General features: G+C 73.0%; 15 protein-coding genes. 9 read left to right on the top strand and 6 right to left on the bottom strand.

What is annotated here, in order from left to right:
- Positions 1 to 24: 24 nt before the first annotated feature.
- Positions 25 to 1,635, top strand: coding sequence for a DHA2 family efflux MFS transporter permease subunit (locus tag ACFZBD_RS30405; RefSeq protein ID WP_391145829.1), 1,611 nt, complete (start codon positions 25 to 27; stop codon positions 1,633 to 1,635).
- A gap of 222 nt (positions 1,636 to 1,857) precedes the next feature.
- Here the strand turns inward: ACFZBD_RS30405 and ACFZBD_RS30400 are convergent, their stop codons facing one another.
- Positions 1,858 to 3,171 (bottom strand): hypothetical protein, encoded by a 1,314-nt coding sequence (locus ACFZBD_RS30400; RefSeq protein WP_391145827.1) that lies wholly within the window; start codon positions 3,169 to 3,171, stop codon positions 1,858 to 1,860.
- A gap of 272 nt (positions 3,172 to 3,443) precedes the next feature.
- Here ACFZBD_RS30400 and ACFZBD_RS30395 point away from each other — a divergent pair, with 272 nt between their 5' ends.
- Complete coding sequence (locus tag ACFZBD_RS30395; protein WP_391145825.1) at positions 3,444 to 4,568, top strand: glycosyltransferase; 1,125 nt, start codon at positions 3,444 to 3,446, stop codon at positions 4,566 to 4,568.
- Positions 4,569 to 4,575: 7 nt separating this feature from the next.
- On the top strand, positions 4,576 to 6,225 hold the full coding sequence (locus ACFZBD_RS30390) for a glycosyltransferase family 39 protein (RefSeq protein WP_391145823.1): 1,650 nt from the start codon (positions 4,576 to 4,578) through the stop codon (positions 6,223 to 6,225).
- A gap of 83 nt (positions 6,226 to 6,308) precedes the next feature.
- Here ACFZBD_RS30390 and ACFZBD_RS30385 read toward each other — a convergent pair whose 3' ends face one another.
- The 3 genes from ACFZBD_RS30385 to ACFZBD_RS30375 form a co-directional block, all read right to left on the bottom strand.
- The gene (locus tag ACFZBD_RS30385) at positions 6,309 to 7,100 is read right to left on the bottom strand and encodes a DUF6227 family protein (RefSeq protein WP_391145820.1); all 792 of its coding nucleotides are present in this window, start codon (positions 7,098 to 7,100) and stop codon (positions 6,309 to 6,311) included.
- A gap of 138 nt (positions 7,101 to 7,238) precedes the next feature.
- The gene (locus tag ACFZBD_RS30380; protein ID WP_391145817.1) at positions 7,239 to 8,306 is read right to left on the bottom strand and encodes a P1 family peptidase; all 1,068 of its coding nucleotides are present in this window, start codon (positions 8,304 to 8,306) and stop codon (positions 7,239 to 7,241) included.
- 98 nt (positions 8,307 to 8,404) lie between these two features.
- The gene (locus ACFZBD_RS30375) at positions 8,405 to 9,574 is read right to left on the bottom strand and encodes a low temperature requirement protein A (protein ID WP_391145815.1); all 1,170 of its coding nucleotides are present in this window, start codon (positions 9,572 to 9,574) and stop codon (positions 8,405 to 8,407) included.
- 185 nt (positions 9,575 to 9,759) lie between these two features.
- Here ACFZBD_RS30375 and ACFZBD_RS30370 point away from each other — a divergent pair, with 185 nt between their 5' ends.
- From ACFZBD_RS30370 to ACFZBD_RS30345, 6 genes are read left to right on the top strand one after another with little or no spacing between them, the layout of a single operon-like run.
- Positions 9,760 to 10,830: an MFS transporter gene (locus ACFZBD_RS30370; RefSeq protein WP_391145812.1), complete on the top strand. Its 1,071-nt coding sequence runs from the start codon at positions 9,760 to 9,762 to the stop codon at positions 10,828 to 10,830.
- On the top strand, positions 10,827 to 13,142 hold the full coding sequence (locus tag ACFZBD_RS30365) for a molybdopterin-dependent oxidoreductase (RefSeq protein WP_391145809.1): 2,316 nt from the start codon (positions 10,827 to 10,829) through the stop codon (positions 13,140 to 13,142). The genes ACFZBD_RS30370 and ACFZBD_RS30365 overlap by 4 nt, the downstream gene beginning before the upstream one ends.
- An 8-nt stretch (positions 13,143 to 13,150) precedes the next feature.
- Entirely contained in the window at positions 13,151 to 13,798 is a 648-nt protein-coding gene (locus ACFZBD_RS30360; RefSeq protein WP_391145807.1) for a 4Fe-4S dicluster domain-containing protein, read from the top strand.
- Entirely contained in the window at positions 13,795 to 14,451 is a 657-nt protein-coding gene (locus ACFZBD_RS30355) for a Rieske 2Fe-2S domain-containing protein (RefSeq protein ID WP_391145805.1), read from the top strand. Before ACFZBD_RS30360 ends, ACFZBD_RS30355 begins: the two co-directional genes overlap by 4 nt.
- A complete protein-coding gene (locus tag ACFZBD_RS30350) occupies positions 14,448 to 14,858 on the top strand; it encodes a hypothetical protein (RefSeq protein ID WP_391145803.1) in 411 nt (136 codons plus the stop codon). Before ACFZBD_RS30355 ends, ACFZBD_RS30350 begins: the two co-directional genes overlap by 4 nt.
- 42 nt (positions 14,859 to 14,900) lie before the next feature.
- A complete protein-coding gene (locus ACFZBD_RS30345) occupies positions 14,901 to 15,116 on the top strand; it encodes a hypothetical protein (RefSeq protein ID WP_391145800.1) in 216 nt (71 codons plus the stop codon).
- Positions 15,117 to 15,135: 19 nt separating this feature from the next.
- Here ACFZBD_RS30345 and mscL read toward each other — a convergent pair whose 3' ends face one another.
- Complete coding sequence (mscL, locus tag ACFZBD_RS30340) at positions 15,136 to 15,714, bottom strand: large conductance mechanosensitive channel protein MscL (protein WP_391145799.1); 579 nt, start codon at positions 15,712 to 15,714, stop codon at positions 15,136 to 15,138.
- Between the two features lie 111 nt (positions 15,715 to 15,825).
- Positions 15,826 to 16,485, bottom strand: a complete 660-nt coding sequence (locus ACFZBD_RS30335; protein WP_391145796.1) for a hypothetical protein — start codon at positions 16,483 to 16,485, stop codon at positions 15,826 to 15,828.
- Between the last annotated feature and the right edge of the window lie 206 nt (positions 16,486 to 16,691).

Raw genomic sequence — 16,691 nt, 5'->3', positions numbered from 1 at the left:
CTACATGCTGTCTATCTTCTGAGCATGAGTTCACACGACGCCTCCGTCCCGGGCAGCGGCACGGGTACCGAGCCGGGCACCGCCCCGAGTACCGAGCCGAGTACCGATCCGAGCACCGATCGCAGGCGCTGGATAGCCCTCGCCATCGTCATGACGGCCGCCTTCATGGACCTGGTCGACGCCACGATCGTCAACATCGCGATCCCCAGCATCGAGCGCGACCTCGGCGCCTCCTTCGGGGCCATCCAGTGGATCACCGCCGGGTACGCCCTCGCGTTCGCCGCCGGTCTGATCACCGGAGGCCGTCTCGGTGACATCTACGGCCGCAAGCGGCTGTTCCTCCTCGGCACGGCGGGCTTCACCCTCGCCTCCGCGCTCTGCGGTTTCGCCGCGAACCCGGAGATGCTGGTCGCCTCCCGGCTCCTCCAGGGCGCCGCGGCGGCGATGATGGTGCCGCAGGTCCTCTCGATCGTCCACGTCACCTTCCCGGCGCACGAACGCGGCAAGGTCTTCGGCCTCTTCGGCGCGATCATCGGTCTCGGCGCCGTCTCCGGACCGCTGCTCGGCGCGCTGCTGACGCAGTGGAACCTCTTCGGCCTGGAATGGCGGCCGATCTTCCTGATCAACCTGCCGGTCGGCATCGCGGGCCTGCTCCTGGGCCGGAAGTTCATCATCGAGTCCAAGGCGCCCAAGGCGCTCCGGCTCGACCTGGTCGGCGTCCTGCTCGTCACCCTCGCGCTGCTGATGCTGATCTATCCGCTGACGCGCGGCCGCGAGCTGGACTGGCCGCTGTGGGGCCACCTCTGCATGGCCGGCAGCCTCGTCGTCTTCGCCGCCCTCGTCGCGTACGAGAAGTACAAGACGCGCAAGGACGGTTCGCCGCTGGTCGAGCTGTCGCTGTTCCGGGTGAAGAGCTTCGCCGCCGGCATCGCGGTGCAGCTCACCTTCGGTGTCGTGATGGGCATCTTCTTCCTGGTCTGGACGCTGTATATGCAGATCGGGCTCGGCTGGAGCCCGCTGAAGGCCGGTCTGACCGGCGTGCCGTTCTCGATCGCCGTCTCGATGGCGGCCGGCCTGTCGGTGCAGAAGCTGGTGCCGCGCTTCGGCCGGAAGGTGCTGCAGGCGGGCGCGCTGACGATGGCGGCGGGCGTGCTGCTCTACCTCTGGGAGGCCGGTCGGTACGGCACGGCCATCCACTCCTGGCAGATGATCGCCCCGCTGGTGGTCATGGGCCTGGGCATGGGGCTGATCGTCGCCCCGCTGACGGACGCGGTGCTCTCCGACGTCCCCCGTGAGCACGCGGGTTCGGCCTCCGGCCTCATCAACACCACCGGCCAGATGGGCAACGCGCTCGGACTCGGGCTCGTGTCGGTCGTCTTCTACGGCGTGATCGACGAGGAGCGTCTGGCGCGGGTCCCGGGCGAGGTGGGGACGGCGTTCGCGGACGCGTTCCAGAACGCGCTCGGCTGGGTGGTGGCGGTGCTCGCCGTGATCTTCCTGCTGATGTTCGCGCTGCCGGCCAAGCCGAAGCAGCACGTCGAGGGCGCGGAAGCGGCCGAGGACGGCCCGGCGGACGAGCAGGGCCCCGGCCCGGCGACCGACGAACCCACGAAGGAGCCGGCGCTCAGCCACTGAGCCGAGCCGGCGCTCAGCCGCTGAGCCGAGCCGCGGCCGGGGCGAGGGGCGTAGGGCCGCGAAAGGCGGGTAGCCGCACAGCGGGTGGGTGGCCGAGAGGGCCTGACCGTACGGTCGGGTGTTCTCGACGCCTCAAGGGGCGGTGCGCATGGGGCGCGCACCGCCCCTCGGGCGTCTTCCGGGCCGGCTCGCGCCCGGATCAGGTCACTTCCCCGGATCAGGTCACTTCAGGGACTTCGCGGCCTCGTTCAGCCCGTCGGAGGCGCCCAGCCTGCCCAGGAACCGGTTGACCCGGTTGGTCGCCGCGCCGCCGGGCGTGGTCAGCTCGATCCAGCGGCCCCGGCCGTAGTCGGGGCTCTCCGGGTCATCGGTGACCGTGTCGCAGTCGAGCTCGTTCGGGTTGCCGGAGTCCACCTCGCACCGGAACTCCCACACCTCGCCCCCGGTGGTGAGCACCTCCACCGAGACGTCGTCGTTCCCTTCGGCGATCGAGACGGAGCACGCGCCGGCCGGGGCCCCGGGAAGCGGGGTCCAGACGAAGTCCGTGGTGTCGGGGGTCAGATCCCGGATGCCGGCGTAGACCGCGCCATTGTCGACCACGCCCTTGATCTCGCGGCTGGACTCGTCCCGGGAGGCGTCGATGTCCACGCACGTGGCGGGGCCGGCGGCGCCGGTCGCACCGGTGGCACCCGTCGCTCCGGTCGGGCCCTGGGGCCCCTGCGGTCCTTCGGGCCCCTCGGGGCCCTCTTCACCGTCGGCACCCATCGGTCCCTGGGGTCCCTGCGGGCCCTGAGGTCCCTGGATTCCTGTCGGTCCCTGGATTCCCTCCGGGCCCTGGGGGCCCACCGGACCCTGCTCGCCGTCCGCTCCTGCCGGTCCCTCGGGCCCGGTCGGTCCGGTCGGTCCGGTCGGGCCGGTGTCACCACCCGCGGGACCCGCCGGGCCGGTGTCACCCGTCGGTCCCTGCGGACCCGTGTCACCCGTCGGCCCCTCCGGACCCGTGGGTCCGGTGTCGCCGGTCGGCCCCTCGGGGCCCGTGGGTCCCGTGTCGCCGGTCGGCCCTTCGGGACCCGTGGGCCCGGTCGGTCCGGTCGGACCGGTGGGCCCGTCCTCGCACTCCGTGTGCAGGGCTCGGGTCGCCCGCTGCGGACCGTAGGGCGCGAACTCGCCCAGGTGCCGCTCGACGTACTCCCGGATCCGCTCCCTGTCATACGGCGGCGGTCCGTCCTCGTGGAACCGCGGACCGTCCTCGTGGAACCGCGGCCCTTCCTGGTCGTGCCGCGGCGGGCCGTCCTGGGCGTACGGCGGCGGTCCGTCCTCGTGGTGCGGCGGCGGACCGTCCTGGCACTCCTCGGGCGAGGGACCCGCGTTCGCGTTCACACCCGCGAGGCCCGCCGGCAGCTGCGTCACGGCGACCGCGGGAGCGGCCACGCTCGTGAGCACCAGGGCGAGCGAGGCGACGGCCCCGCCGGTGAGCCAGGAACGACGTCGGGCGAGCGGGCCAAGAGAGGACCTGGTCCGGGGATCAGGACGCATACATGTGCTCCTTCGTAACCGGTTCGAGTGATGAGTGGGAAGTGTGTTCGGACTTCGGACTTCCCCTCGGGTCATCGGGTCACGATCACGAAGCCTTGAGGGTCCCGCGGAGCTATCAACTCCCTGGCCTACGGCCGATCCCGAATGGACGCGTACGCGGGAGCGAACGCCACGGCCGTGCGCGGCGTGCCGCGGGAGGGCTCCCACGCCCGGTTCGTAAGGTCGGCCGGTCATGAGGTCGTCCGCACCGATCCCCCCGGAGCCGTGTTGCCGTGAAGCCCTCGATCTGCCTCTGCATGATCGTCAAGAACGAGGCGCGCGTCATCGAGCGATGCCTCGCCTCCGTCCGTGACCTGGTGGACACCTGGGTCATCTCCGACACCGGCTCGACGGACGGGACCCGGCAGCTCGTCCGCGACGCGCTCGACGGCATCCCCGGCGAGCTGCGCGAGGAGCCCTGGGTGAACTTCGGCCACAACCGGACCCTCAACATCCGGCACGCCCGCGGCCGGGCCGACTATCTGCTCCTCCTCGACGCCGACCTGGTGATCGAGCGGGCCGGGCCCCTGCCGGAGCTCACCGCCGACGCGTATCTGCTGCGGCACGCCGGAGCGCTGGAGTACCGCATCAAACGCCTGGTCAGAGGCGATCTCCCATGGCGGTACGAAGGCGTCACCCACGAGTACCTGACCATCGAGCCGGGCCATCCGCAGAGCCATGTCAGCGCGCATCTGGACGCGCTCGTCGTCAAGGACTTCGCCGACGGCGGGTCCCGGCACGACAAGTTCGAGCGCGACGCCCGGCTGCTGAGCGCCGAACTCGAACGGGACCCCGACGACCCCCGGACGGTCTTCTACCTCGCCCAGACCCTGCGCGACCTCGGCCGCTCGGCCGAGGCCGTCGACCTCTACGAGCGCCGCGCCCGGATGGGCGGCTGGGACGAGGAGGTCTCCTACGCGCTGCTCCAGGCCGGGATCCTGAAGGCCGAGGCCGGCGACTGGCCGTCGGCGATGGACACCCTCTCCCGCGCCTGGGAGGCCCGGCCGCAGCGCCTCGAAGCCTGCTGGGAACTGGCCTCCCGGCTCCGCCGCATGGGCCGCCACCACAGCGCCCACGCCGTCGTCACCGCCGCCCTCGACCGGGAACCGCCGGACGACCTGCTCTTCCTCCAGCCGTGGATCTACCGCTGGGGCCTGCTGTTCGAGTTCTCGATCACCGCGTACTGGGTCGGCGACACCGCGGGCTCGCTCGCCGCCTGCGACCGGCTGCTCGCGATGCCGGACCTGCCCGAAGCCCACCGGGAGCAGACCCGCGTCAACCGGGAGTTCGCCGTCCGCAGGCTCTCCTCGATCCCCCACGCGCCCGCCGCCGTCGCGTCCGTACCGGCGGGGGAGTGAGACGACGATGCTTCCCGCCTCCCCTCCCACGCGCCAAGGCCCGGACAGTGCCCCGGTCCCGGATCCGGCGGACCGGGACCAGGACCTGGACCGGGACCGGGACCCGGACCTGGACCTGGACCAGGGCCGGCGTCCGCACCCTCCGGCCGCCCCCGCCCCCGCCCCGTACCCGAAGCGGGACCCGGACCCGGCCGGAGAGCAGCGCTCCCTTCTCCCCGTCTGGCTGTGGCCGGTCCTCCTGACCCTGGTCCTGACGGTGTACGGGATCGGCCGCCCGCTCCTCTGGGAGGACGAGCTCAACACCTGGGACGTGGCCACCCGGTCCACCGGCGACCTCCTCGCCACGGTCCGGCGCGTGGACGCCGTCCTCGGCGCGTACTACCTCCTCCTGCACGGCTGGACGGCCGTCCTCGGGGACTCCGCCGCGGTCCTGCGCCTGCCCTCCGCGCTGGCGATGGCCGGCGCCGCGGCCTGTACGGCGCTGATCGGGCAGCGCCTCTTCGGGCGCCGCGCCGGAGCCACGGCCGGACTGCTCCTCGCGCTCACACCGGTCGTCACCCGCTACGCCCACGAGGCCCGCCCCTACGCGCTGGTGGTCCTGGCCGTCGCCCTGGCCACGCTGGCGCTGCTCCGCGCCCTGGACCGGCCCGGCAGCGGGTGGCGCTGGACCGGGTACGCCCTGTGCGTGGCCGCCGTCGGGCTGCTCCATCTGGTGGCGCTCACCGCCCTCGCCGGGCATCTGGTCGGGGTCGCCGTACGGGCCCGCGCGGCTTCGGCACCCGGTGGGCGGCCGATCGTGTGGCGGTTCGGCCTCGCCGCCGGGGCCGGGGTGCTCGCCGCCGCCCCGGTCGCCCTCCTCGGCACGGCGCAGGCCCGGCGCCAGATCTCCTGGATCCCCGCCCCGGACCTGTGGGGCCTCGCCGCCTTCTGGCCGCAGCTGTACGCCTCCGGGGCGGTCGCCGGCGCGGTGACCGTCCTGGCCCTCCTGGCGTGGAGCGGGCGGAGCCCCGCCCGTCGGGGCCCCCTGCTCGCGCTGTCCGCCCTGGCCGTGCTGCCCCCGCTGCTCGTCTGGACGGCCTCGCACGGCGACGTCTCGTACTTCTACTTCCGGTACCTGCTGTTCACCCTCCCGGCCTGGGCGGTCCTCGCGGGCGCCGGGCTGGACGCGGCCATCCGCTCCCGAGGGGCCGCCGCCGGGGTGCTGGCGGTCCTGGCCGTACTGACCCTCCCGGACCAGCAGGCGCTGCGCCGGCCGTACGCGCACTTCTGGCACGGCATCGACTACGCGGGCGCGGCACGGACCATCGAGAGGTACCACCGGCCCGGGGACGCCGTCGTCTACGCCCGCGGGGACGACTACTGGCGCATGCTCGACGTCGGGGTCCGCCACTACCTCGCGGACGGGCTGCGGCCGCGCGACGTCTTCCAGGCCGCCTCGGGCGCCGACCGCGCCGACCTGTGGTCGGCGGAGTGCCCCGATCCGGCGGCCTGCGTGGGCGAGGAGCCCCGCGTCTGGCTCGTCGTACCCGCCGGCCGGGCCGACCCGCTCGACGCCCTCCCGGGCCCGCAGGCCAAGGCCTTGCGCGCCCACTACACCGCGACCGGGGCGGAACGCCTCACCGGAGTGACGGTCGCCCTCCTGGTCCGCACGCCCTGACTCCGCGGAACCCGCCGCGCCGGCTCGCGGCGAGCGCCCCAGGGGCAGCTGAGCGCGGGCACCCCCGAGGCGCCCGGCACCCGTCAGCGGACCCGTGCCCGGTGTTCCATCGCCTCGCGGGCCGTGTGCTCGCTCTCGTACACCTCGCACATGTGGCGGCCGTCCGGGGTCGCCGTGTGCTCCACCTCCCAGAGGCTCAGTTCGCTGCCGTCGAGCAGCAGGAACGCGTGCTCGTAGAGCGTGAACCCGGGGCCCCGGCCGCTGTTCTCCACCGCGCACTGGCGTCCGAACGCCTGGGTGATGTGGTGCGCGAAGGCCACCCGCAGCCGCCGCGCCGTCTCCTCGCCGGGGCGGTCCGCGTTCTCCGCGCGCCGCAGCACCCGGCGGGCGTGGTCCGCGGAGTTGTCCGGGACGTACGTCCGCGGCTGGGCGGGTATGGGGCGGGAGAGCAGCGCGCTCAGCGACTCCAGGTCGTCGTCGGTACCGAGCCCGAGGCCGAGGTCCGAGCCGTCCGCCCGGTCCGCGCCCCAGCCCGGGTCCAGGGCGGCCGGCAGCCGGGACGCGGAGAGCCGCGCCTCGGCCTCCTCGGCGTACACCTCGTGGTGCTCGGTGCCGTCCCGGCCGGCGTTGTGCACCAGCTCCCACAGCGTCAGGGCCGAGCCGTCGGCGAGCAGATACGTATGGCGGTGGGTGGTGCGGTGCAGCGACGCGCTGTGGTGCGAGGAGTGCAGCGCGGTGGAGTGGGCGAGCGCCGTCTCCAGGCGCTCGACCGTCGTGTCGGGCAGATCGAAGGAGTTGAGCGCACGGCCGAGCAGGCGCTCCACGTGCGTCTCGGTCGTCTCGTACGGATCGTGTGGATCCCGCGGATCGTTCAAGGGGGTCTCCAGGCAGGCCGTCGCCGCATGTCACTTGGTGCTTGCTTAACGTAGTCCCTGGGTCTGACATCGTGTCCGGCGTTCGGGAAAACGACGGGGGCGCATGGCGAGTTCCCGCACGCCCCCGCCGACGGCCGATCAACTTCCGGCGCTGCCAACGGAGTCGGCCGCGCCGGTCCCGTACAGCTCGCGGTAGGCCGGAAACACTCCCCCTGGCCCGGACACGCCCGCGGCCGTCTCCTCCACCGCCCGCACGATCGCCCGGGTCACCGTGTCCGCGCCCGCCGCCAGCACGTCGTTCAGGGCGAGCGGCCCGGCCTCGGCGGGCAGTTCCCGCTCCCCGGTGGCGAGGGCGAAGACGGTGTCCCCGTCGTTGAGGAGGTGCACGGGCCGGATGGCGCGCGCGATGCCGTCGTGCGCCGTGCCCGCGAGCTTCTGCGCCTGGGCGCGGGTGAGGACCGCGTCCGTGGCGACGACCGCCAGCGTCGTGTTCAGGGGCGGCGCCGGGGCGGTGGCCGCGGCCTCGGCGAGGCGCCGCCGCGCGGCCGCGTGGACGGCCGGCTCCGGGTACTCGGCCCGCCCCGCGAAGTACCGCCCGTACAGCACGCCCGTCTCCGGATCGACCGCCGAGCCGACCGCGTTGACGACGACGAGCGCGGCTACGGTGATGCCCGGCCCGACGACCGTGCTCGCCGTGCCGATCCCGCCCTTGAGGCCGCCGACGACGGCCCCGGTGCCGGCGCCGACCGCGCCGGTCTCCACGCGCGCGTGGAGACCGGTCGCCGCCGCGGCCTCCACCGCCGCCCGTCCCGTTCCGGCGTCCGGCCGGGCCCTGAAGTCGCCGCCCCGGCCCAGGTCGAAGACGCAGGCGGCCGGGACGACGGGGACCACGTGCGCGGGGTCGGGACCGACCCGTACCCCACGGCCCCGCTCCTCGAGCCAGGCCATCACCCCGGCCGCCGACTCCAGCCCGTACGCGCTGCCGCCGGTGAGGACCACGGCCTCGATCCGCTGGACGACGTTACGGGGGTCGAGCGCGTCGGTCTCGCGCGTGCCGGGGCCGCCGCCGCGTACGTCGACGGCCGCCACGGCCCCGCCCTCCGGGGCGAGGACGACGGTGGTGCCGCTGAGGGCGTGGGGCCCGGCCACGCGCGCGTGGCCGACCCGAAGCCCCGCCACGTCCGTGAGTGCGTCGTGCTTCGTCATGGCCCCTTGCGTATCACGCGCCCCGGCACGTGTCCGGAAATCATCGGTGCCGCCCGGCGGCCGGCGCCCCGGGGCGGACCGCGCCAGGCCCTCCGCTCTCACTCCTGCGGGTGCGCTGCCGGACGGCGGGTGGACAGCGTCACCCCGACCGCGATCGTCGCCGCCGCGACCACCCCGGCCGCGAGCACCGCCCAGCGGCCGGCGAACGTGCACATGAGGATCGCCAGGGCCGCCACGGGCAGGACGAGCTGCTGCGCGATGCCGACCTTGAAGTAGCGGGCGTGGAGCAGCCATACGCAGAGGAGGAAGAGCGCGGCGGGGATGGTCACCGCCGAGGAGGCGGCGAGGGTGGAGAGGTGGGCTTTGCCCACGGCCTGCTCCACGGCGATCTCGAGGCCGGCGCCGATGGCGGCGGCGGAGGCGAAGATCAGATAGTGGCCGTAGCCCCAGAGGAAGCTCTGCCGGTTGGAGACGAGGCGGATGTGGGCGGGGACGGCGAAGTAGATCCACCAGGCGGCGCAGACGATCAGCAGGCCGCCGGTGGCGATGGGAAGCAGCTCGCCCAGGGCGTCGTACTCGCTGACCCCTGCCTTCACCGCGACGGTCGCCGCCGCGATCGTCTCGCCGAGGACGATGATCGTGAACAGGCCGTACCGCTCGGCGATGTGGTGCGCGTGCCAGTGGGTGTTGGTGTCCTTCTCCGCGAAGGCGGGGACGGCCAGTTCGGCGCCGATCATCACAAGGAAGATCCAGGGGCGGGCCGCCTCAGGCGCCCAGAGCAGGGCGGTCCAGCCGATCTGGCAGAGGACGACACCGCCCGCGTACCGGTGGCACATCGTCCGCTCGGCGGGGTCCGTCGCGTGGTGGGCGGCGCGCAGCCACTGGAAGGAGAGGGCGAGCCGCATGACCACGTAGCCGAGCACGGTGACGAGGAAGTCGTCCTCGAAGGCGCGGGAGACACCGGCGGCGAGGACGAGGACACCGGCGATCTGGACGAAGGTGGCGACGCGGTAGAGGACGTCGTCGTTGTCGTAGGCGGAGGCGAACCAGGTGAAGTTCATCCACGCCCACCAGATCGCGAAGAAGACCATCGCGTAGTGGGTGATGCCGTCGGCGGCGTGGTGCTCGACCACCGCGTGCACCAGCTCGGCGCCGGCCTGGGCGACGGCGACGACGAAGCAGAGGTCGAAGAAGAGCTCGAGCGGTGTGGCGGCGCGGTGCGCCTCGGTGCGGGAGCGCGCGACAAGCGGCAGGAACGGTTGGCTCATGCGCCCCACCCCACCAGAGCCGGGCGGCCGGGGGCGCGGTGGCACGCCCTCCCCGACCCCCGAACGAGCCGCCGAGGCCCGCGCGGTCCTCCGGTCGTACGGCCTGAACGCCATCTGAGCGACACACTCACCCACCCGCCCCGCAGAACGGGACCAGACCGATTATATCGCCCTACCGTGACCGGGTGACCGAGCCACCCCAGGCCCCCGCGCCCGTTGTCCAATCCCCCTCCGCGGTGCGCCGCCGGGCCGCCCTCGCGGGTGCCGTCGTCTCCGCCCTGCTGATCGTCGCGATCGTCCTCGGCAGCCGGTTCCTGCGCGACTTCGACTCGGCGCTCCTGCCGTACGCCGTCGCCACCGTCTTCCTCGCCTTCGGCGTCGCCTACCGCTACACGGTCTGGGTCTCCGCCCCCGGCGCCCGACGACTCTTCAAGCAGGGGTGGCGCTCCCTCTTCTCGGCCGCCAACTTCCGCAAGGCCCCCACCGCCCTGCCGAGAATGATCGCCACCTACCTCGGCTTCCAGAAGTTCCTCGGGGCCCGCTCGCACGCCCGCTGGGCCGCCCACCAGCTGATCTTCTGGGGCTGCATCCTGGCCGCCCTGATCACCTTCCCGCTGACCTGGGGGTGGTTCACCTTCACCTCGGGCAGCGGCTCGGGACCCGGGTACGAGATGCGGATCTGGGGCTTCAAGATCCTCGGCTTCGACTCGCTGAACATCGTCGGCTGGCTGATGTTCCACGGCCTCGACATCGCCGCCGTCCTCGTCATCCCCGGCGCCTCCTACTTCCTGTGGCGCCGGATGAAGGACCGCGGCGCGATCACCGGCCAGCGCTTCGCCTACGACCTGGTCCCGCTGATCGCCCTGATCGTCATCTCCGTGACCGGGCTCCTCCTCACCTTCTCGTCGATCTTCCTGCACGGCGGCGGCTACGAGTTCCTGGCGATCCTGCACATGGTCTCGGTGGTCTTCACCCTCATCTACATCCCCTTCGGGAAGTTCTTCCACATCGTCCAGCGGCCCGCCGCCGTCGGCATGCAGCTGTTCAAGTACACCTCCCGCGGCGGGGACGAGGAGGTCCTCGGCTGCCGCCGCTGCCGGGAGCCGATCGACACCGCCCCCTACGTCGAGAACCTCCGGGGCACCATGCGCGACCTCGACCTCGGCTTCGACGCCTGGGCCGAGTACTGCCCCCGCTGCAAACGCGTCCTGCGCGGCAACGCCTACCTCACCCACGTCAAGAAGGGGTACAAGTGACGCAGCAGCACGCCGGCCGGCGGCACCTTCCGCTCGATCCCTCCCTCGCCCCGCCCGGCACCCGCGCCTTCCGCGACGCCGGCGGGATCCCCGCGGACCGCTGGCGCGCCGACCAGGACGGCGAGACGCTCGTCCCCACCCACTGCTGCTTCTGCGGCGTCCAGTGCGGCATGTACCTGCGGGTCGACCGGGCGGGCAAGGTCTTCGGGGTCGAGCCCCGCAACCACGACATCAACCGCATGCGGCTCTGCCCCAAGGGCATCAACGCCTACCAGCAGGTCAACCACCCCGACCGGCTCACCGCCCCCCTCATGCGCCGCAACCGCGACGAGCCGTTCCGCGAGGCGAGCTGGGAGGAGGCGCTCGACTTCACCGTCGCCGAGATCCGCCGCATCCAGACCGAGTACGGCCACGACGCCTTCGGCCTGCTCGGCGGGGCCAGCCTCTACTCCGAGAAGACCTACCTCGTCGGCAAGTTCGCCCGCGTCGCGCTGAAGACCAAGCACGTCGACTACAACGGCCGCCTGTGCATGGTCTCCGCCGCGGGGGCCAACAAGCTCGCCTTCGGCATCGACCGGGCCGGCAACCCCTTCTCCGACATCCTCCTCACCGACTGCCTCCTCATCGCCGGCTCCAACGTCGGCGAGTGCTTCCCCGTGATGACGCAGTACCTCTGGGGCGCCCGCGACCGGGGCGCCACCCTGATCGTCGTCGACCCACGGGAGACGGCGATCGCCCGCACCGCCGACCTCCACGTCGCCCTCAAGCCCGGCACCGACTCCGCGTTCTTCAACGCCGTCCTGCACGTCATCGTCCAGGAGGGCCTCGCCGACGAGGCCTATCTCGCCGCCCACGCCACCGGCTGGGCCGAGGTCAAGGAGACCGTCGCCGCCTACCCCCCGGCCCGGTCCGCCGAGATCTGCGGGGTCCCGCAGGAGCAGATCGTACGGACGGCCCGGATGTTCGCCGGCGCGGACCGGGCCATGGCCTGGCACGCCCGCGGCGTCGAACACCACTCCCAGGGCGTCGAGAACTGCCTCACGATCATCAACCTCTGCGCCGCCACCGGGAACATCGGCAAGCCGGGAGCCGGCTACGGCACCATCACCGGCCAGGGCAACGGCCAGGGCGGCCGCGAGCACGGCCAGAAGTCCGACCTCCTGCCCGGCGGACGCTCGATCATGAACCCCGAGCACCGCCGCCAGATCTGCGAGATCTGGGGCATCGAGGAGTCCGAACTCCCGGCCGCCGGCACCTCCATGATGGAGATGGTCTGGCAGATGCAGCGCGGCGAGATCCGCGGACTGATCGGCATCTGCAACAACCCCTTCGTCTCCCTCCCGAACTACGCCACCGTCAAACAGGGCTACGACGCCACCGAGTTCCACGCCCAGTTCGACTTCTTCCTCTCCGAGACCGCAGCCAACGCGCACGTCGTCTTCCCCGTCACCGTCTGGGCCGAGGACGAAGGCGTCATGGCCAACGCCGAGGCCCGGGTCGTCAAGCACAACAAGGCGCAGGAACCGCCCGCCGGGGTCCGCACCGACACCTGGGTCATCTGCGAACTCGCCAAACGCCTCGGCGCCGGCGACAAGTTCGCCTTCCCCGACTCCCGCTCCGTCTTCGAGGAGCTCCGCGTCGCCTCCGCGGGCACGGTCAACGACTACTACGGCATCACCTACGAGCGCCTGGAGGAGACCGGCGGCATCGCCTGGCCCTGCCCCACCACCGACCATCCGGGCACCCCCCGCCTCTTCGAGGACGGCAGGACCTACCACCCGGACGGCAGGATCCACCTGCAGGTCGTCGAATGGCACCCGCCCATGGACCCGTACAGCGAGGAGTACCCCCTCTCGCTCACCACCGGCCGCACCGTCGCCCACTTCCTCTCCGGCAACCAGACCCGCCGGCTGGGCGCCCTCGTCGAGCAGACCCCCCGCCCCTGGGTCGAGGTCCACCCCTCCCACGGCTTCCGCAGCGGCGACCCCGTGCGGGTCGTCACCCGCCGCGGCAGCGAGGTCTTCCCCGCCCTCGTCACCGAGGCGATCCGCCCCGACACCGTCTTCGTCCCCTACCACTGGCCCGTCCCCACCGCGGCCAACGCGCTCACCATCGACGCCCTCGACCCCCGCTCCAAGATCCCCGAGTACAAGGTGTGCGCCGCCCGGATCGAGGCCGCCGAACGGATCGACGAGGTCCCCGAACCGCCCACCGCCCCCGGGCACCACGCCTACCCCGAGACCCAGGTCTCCCGCACCGACCCCCTGCCCCCCACGTCCCCGCAGGGCCGTGGCACCTCGGAGAGGAGCTGAATCCGCTCATGATGGGCCGCACGATCTTCATCGACCCGGGGCGCTGCATCGGCTGCCAGGCGTGTGTCTCCGCCTGCCGCGAATGCGACTCGCACCGCGGCAAGTCGATGATCCACCTCGACTATCCCGACGAGGGCCACTCCGTCGCCTCCCTTCCCACCGTCTGCATGCACTGCGAGGACCCCGTCGCCCCGTGCGCCGAGGTCTGCCCCGCCGACGCGATCCTGGTCACCGCCGACGGCGTGGTGCAGCAGGCCGACACCACCCGTTGCATCGGCTGCGCCAACTGCGTCAACGCCTGCCCCTTCGGCGTCCCCAAGATCGACCTCCAGGCGAAGCTGCAGATGAAGTGCAACCTCTGCTACGACCGCACCGCCTACGGCCTCGCCCCGATGTGCGCCACCGTCTGCCCCACCGGCGCCCTCTTCTACGGCACCCTCGAGGAGCTCCAGGCGGAGCGCCCCGGCGTCCAGGTCGCCGACTCCTTCACCTTCGGCACCACCACCGTCACCACCGGAGTCGCGATGGTCGTCCCCGCCGACAAGGTCCGGTGGCCGGTCCCCGGCGGCCTTCCCGTCGTCGAGATCAACGGAGTGGACGTGCGAGAGGCGAACACCGGCAAGGACGGCGGCGCGCACCGGGTGGACGTCCGATGAGCGTCACCACCCCGCCGCCCGCCGAAGGCCCCGGGGCGACCGACGCCGCCCAGGAGGCGCTCCACGACCGCATCGCTGCCGATGCCCTCACCACCCGCCGCGACTACCTGCGGATCGTCGCCACCGTCTCCGGCGGACTGGCCGTCGGCGGCGTCGGCGTCGCCGCCGGCATCCTGCACCGCCACGGCGACAGCGACGGCACACCCGAACCGAAGAAGATCGCCGACCGGCTGCCGCCCGGTGAGTCGCTCGCCTTCCGCTACCCCGGGCAAGAGGACCGGGCGGTCGCGATCCGCTTGGAGGACGGCACCCTCGCCGGCTACTCCGCCGTCTGCACCCACCTCGCCTGCGCCGTGCTCTGGCGCAAGGACCGGGGCAGCGAGGGCGAGCTGTACTGCCCCTGCCACGAGGGGGTCTTCGACGCCCGTACGGGAGAGGTGACGGCGGGCCCGCCGCCCCGGGGCCTGCCGAAGGTGATCCTCATCGAGGAGGCCGACGGAAGCGTCTGGGCCATGGGCACCACCCGCTCGGGGGAGAGCGTGGAGGAAGGGCTCTGCCGCGGCCTCGTGAAGGACCGCCCGGACCTCGCCGAGCGCTTCGGCTGCCCGGGGGTCTCGGCCGGCGGGGCCGTGGAGAGGAAGGCGCGGACGTGAGCGACAGCGACACCCCCTTCCCCCGGGATCCGGCAGCCCCCGACCGCCCGGACGTGCCGTCCGGCCCGGTCTACACCCCGGGCAGCGGCCGGCCGCGGCTGAACCGCCCGGTCCACGAGCGCTACCCCCAGATCCGGCCGACCAGCGGTTACGGCGACCCACGGGTCCGGCACACCGGCCCCGGCCCGGGCGCCGGCACCGAGCAGGAACCGGAGCGCGCGTCCAAGCTGACGGCGCGCCTGGTCCTCGCCCTGTCGGTGGTCGTCGGCCAGCTGTGGGGGCTGACGATCGTGGTCGACGAGTGGATGTCCGGCGACACCGGCACCGCCTGGTGGGGCGCGGGTTTCCTGGTGCTGTCGTTCCTCGTCGTGCTCGGACTGTGGGCGCTCGACCCGAAGGACCGCTGATCACCCGGATCCGCGCCCGGAACCCCGGCGTACCCTGAAGATATGAGTACCGCCCCCGCCCACGGCCCGCGAGCAGCGGAGCAGTCCGACGACGAGCCTCGAACGCGACCCGCGTCGGCACTGATCTTCGACGATCCGCTGGACCGGCAGTCCGCGGACGATACGGACCGCGGGTGGGGCGAGCGGCCTCCCGGCGGCGGTGACAGCGCCGCCGATCTCGCGCGCTTCCTCGACGAGAAGCCGCCGCACCACCTCTGACACCGGCGCGAGCCGTCGGCTAGGGGGTGTTGTGCGTCCCCGTGCCGGTCCCCGCTCCGCCCCCGGGCCCGGAGCCGCCCCCGAAACCGGAACCGCCTCCTGAGCCGGAGGGCACACCCGGACCCGCGCCCGCGTCGGGGCCCGAGCCGGGCCCGCGCTGAGCCACGAGCGCGTCCCTGATCTCCTTCAGGACCTCCAGCTCGCTGACCTCCAGGGTCTCCTGGACGCCTTCCTTCGCCTTGTCGTGCGCCGCCCGCCTGGCCAGGATCCTGGCCATCGGCAGGACCATCAGGAAATAGACGACGGCCGCGGTGATCAGGAAGCTCAGGACCGCGCTGAGGACGAGGCCCCACTGGATCTCGATGCCCTGCATCTCGCCGCCGACGATCTTGCACGGGTCCTTGAGGCAGGACTTGTAGCTCTCCAGGTCCTTGGTGCCGAAGGCGCCGACCAACGGGTTGATGACGCCCTTCACCACGGCGTTCACGATGTTGGTGAAGGCGGCACCGATGACGACCGCCACCGCCAGGTCGATCACGTTCCCGCGCATGAGGAAGGCCTTGAAGCCCGCCAGCACGCTCTCCTTCTTCGGGGTCACCCGGATGCCTTTCGTCGCGTGTGCAGTTGGTGCCTCCATTACGCCGTGATCGGCGCGAGGGCGTCCAATCGGTACACACCTGGCGGTGACTTGACAGCCCGTCAGTGCGATTCAGCACCAGGTCACCGCCAGGGGTGAGCTGATCCCGGCGGCGGCGAGCGCCGTCGCCGTCGTCCGGGGCACGGAAAGCACGACCAGGGCGCCACCGTCCGGACGGGGTGTATCGGCGCGCGGGACCTCGGCCACGCGTGCGCCGGCGGCGACGACGCGCGGTTTCCCGTCCCCGCCGGCCGGGGAGTCGGGCGCCGCCGCGATCACGTCGACCCGGTCTCCGGGGCGCAACAGCCGTACGGCCGCCGCGTCCGCGATCCGTACCGGAGCCGACACCAGCCGTACCACGGGCGGGCCGTGACGCTCCCTCGCCTCCGCGGCCGATGCCGTGGCCTGCCGGGGCGGCGGGTCGGCCGACACCTCCCCGGCCCCGGCCGCGACCGCCAGCGCCGCCGCGGCCAGCGCGAGGACGGCGGCCGGGGCCCGCCGCCGGCGCCGCAGCGCCCGCCGCAGCCGCTGCGGACCTCCCCGGGGCCGCAGCGGCTCGAAGAGCGGCACCTCGCACGTCCCGGGCACGGGCGAGAGCGGGGAAGGGCCCCGGAGGGAGGGCAGGGAAGGGAGCGGGGAGGAGAGAGCGGGCAGCGAGGAGAAGCCGGCGGAGGAAGGGAAGGAAGGCGCGGAGGGGAACGAAGGGGAGGAGGAGAGAGGAGAAGCCGTCATGGCGGACACCACCTGTCAGGAACCGAAGCCGAGTGCCGTCCCCCGGACCGCCCGGAGAACCGCTCCCACCTTCCCGGCTCTCTCCGCCTCCCGCTCCCGCCTGTGGACCGCCGCCCCCCTGTGGACAACCCGCTCACCCCTGAGGGGGACGCGAGACGCCCCCCGGACCGGCAGTCGGCCCGCCCGCCCCGTCCGTGGGGGGCGAG

The organism is Streptomyces sp. NPDC008121 (assembly GCF_042957155.1).
In the GTDB taxonomy this organism is placed as follows: Bacteria; Actinomycetota; Actinomycetes; order Streptomycetales; family Streptomycetaceae; genus Streptomyces.
This window is presented reverse-complemented; position numbering and strand designations above follow the sequence as displayed.

Excerpts from the sequence above, each read along its gene's own strand:
- ACFZBD_RS30380 (WP_391145817.1), bottom strand. The coding sequence starts at position 8,306 with ATGACGAAGCACGACGCACTCACGGACGTGGCGGGGCTTCGGGTCGGC.
- ACFZBD_RS30390 (WP_391145823.1), top strand. The coding sequence starts at position 4,576 with ATGCTTCCCGCCTCCCCTCCCACGCGCCAAGGCCCGGACAGTGCCCCG.
- ACFZBD_RS30375 (WP_391145815.1), bottom strand. The coding sequence starts at position 9,574 with ATGAGCCAACCGTTCCTGCCGCTTGTCGCGCGCTCCCGCACCGAGGCG.
- ACFZBD_RS30405 (WP_391145829.1), top strand. The coding sequence starts at position 25 with ATGAGTTCACACGACGCCTCCGTCCCGGGCAGCGGCACGGGTACCGAG.
- ACFZBD_RS30345 (WP_391145800.1), top strand. The coding sequence starts at position 14,901 with ATGAGTACCGCCCCCGCCCACGGCCCGCGAGCAGCGGAGCAGTCCGAC.
- ACFZBD_RS30400 (WP_391145827.1), bottom strand. The coding sequence starts at position 3,171 with ATGCGTCCTGATCCCCGGACCAGGTCCTCTCTTGGCCCGCTCGCCCGA.
- ACFZBD_RS30355 (WP_391145805.1), top strand. The coding sequence starts at position 13,795 with ATGAGCGTCACCACCCCGCCGCCCGCCGAAGGCCCCGGGGCGACCGAC.
- ACFZBD_RS30335 (WP_391145796.1), bottom strand. The coding sequence starts at position 16,485 with ATGACGGCTTCTCCTCTCTCCTCCTCCCCTTCGTTCCCCTCCGCGCCT.
- ACFZBD_RS30360 (WP_391145807.1), top strand. The coding sequence starts at position 13,151 with ATGATGGGCCGCACGATCTTCATCGACCCGGGGCGCTGCATCGGCTGC.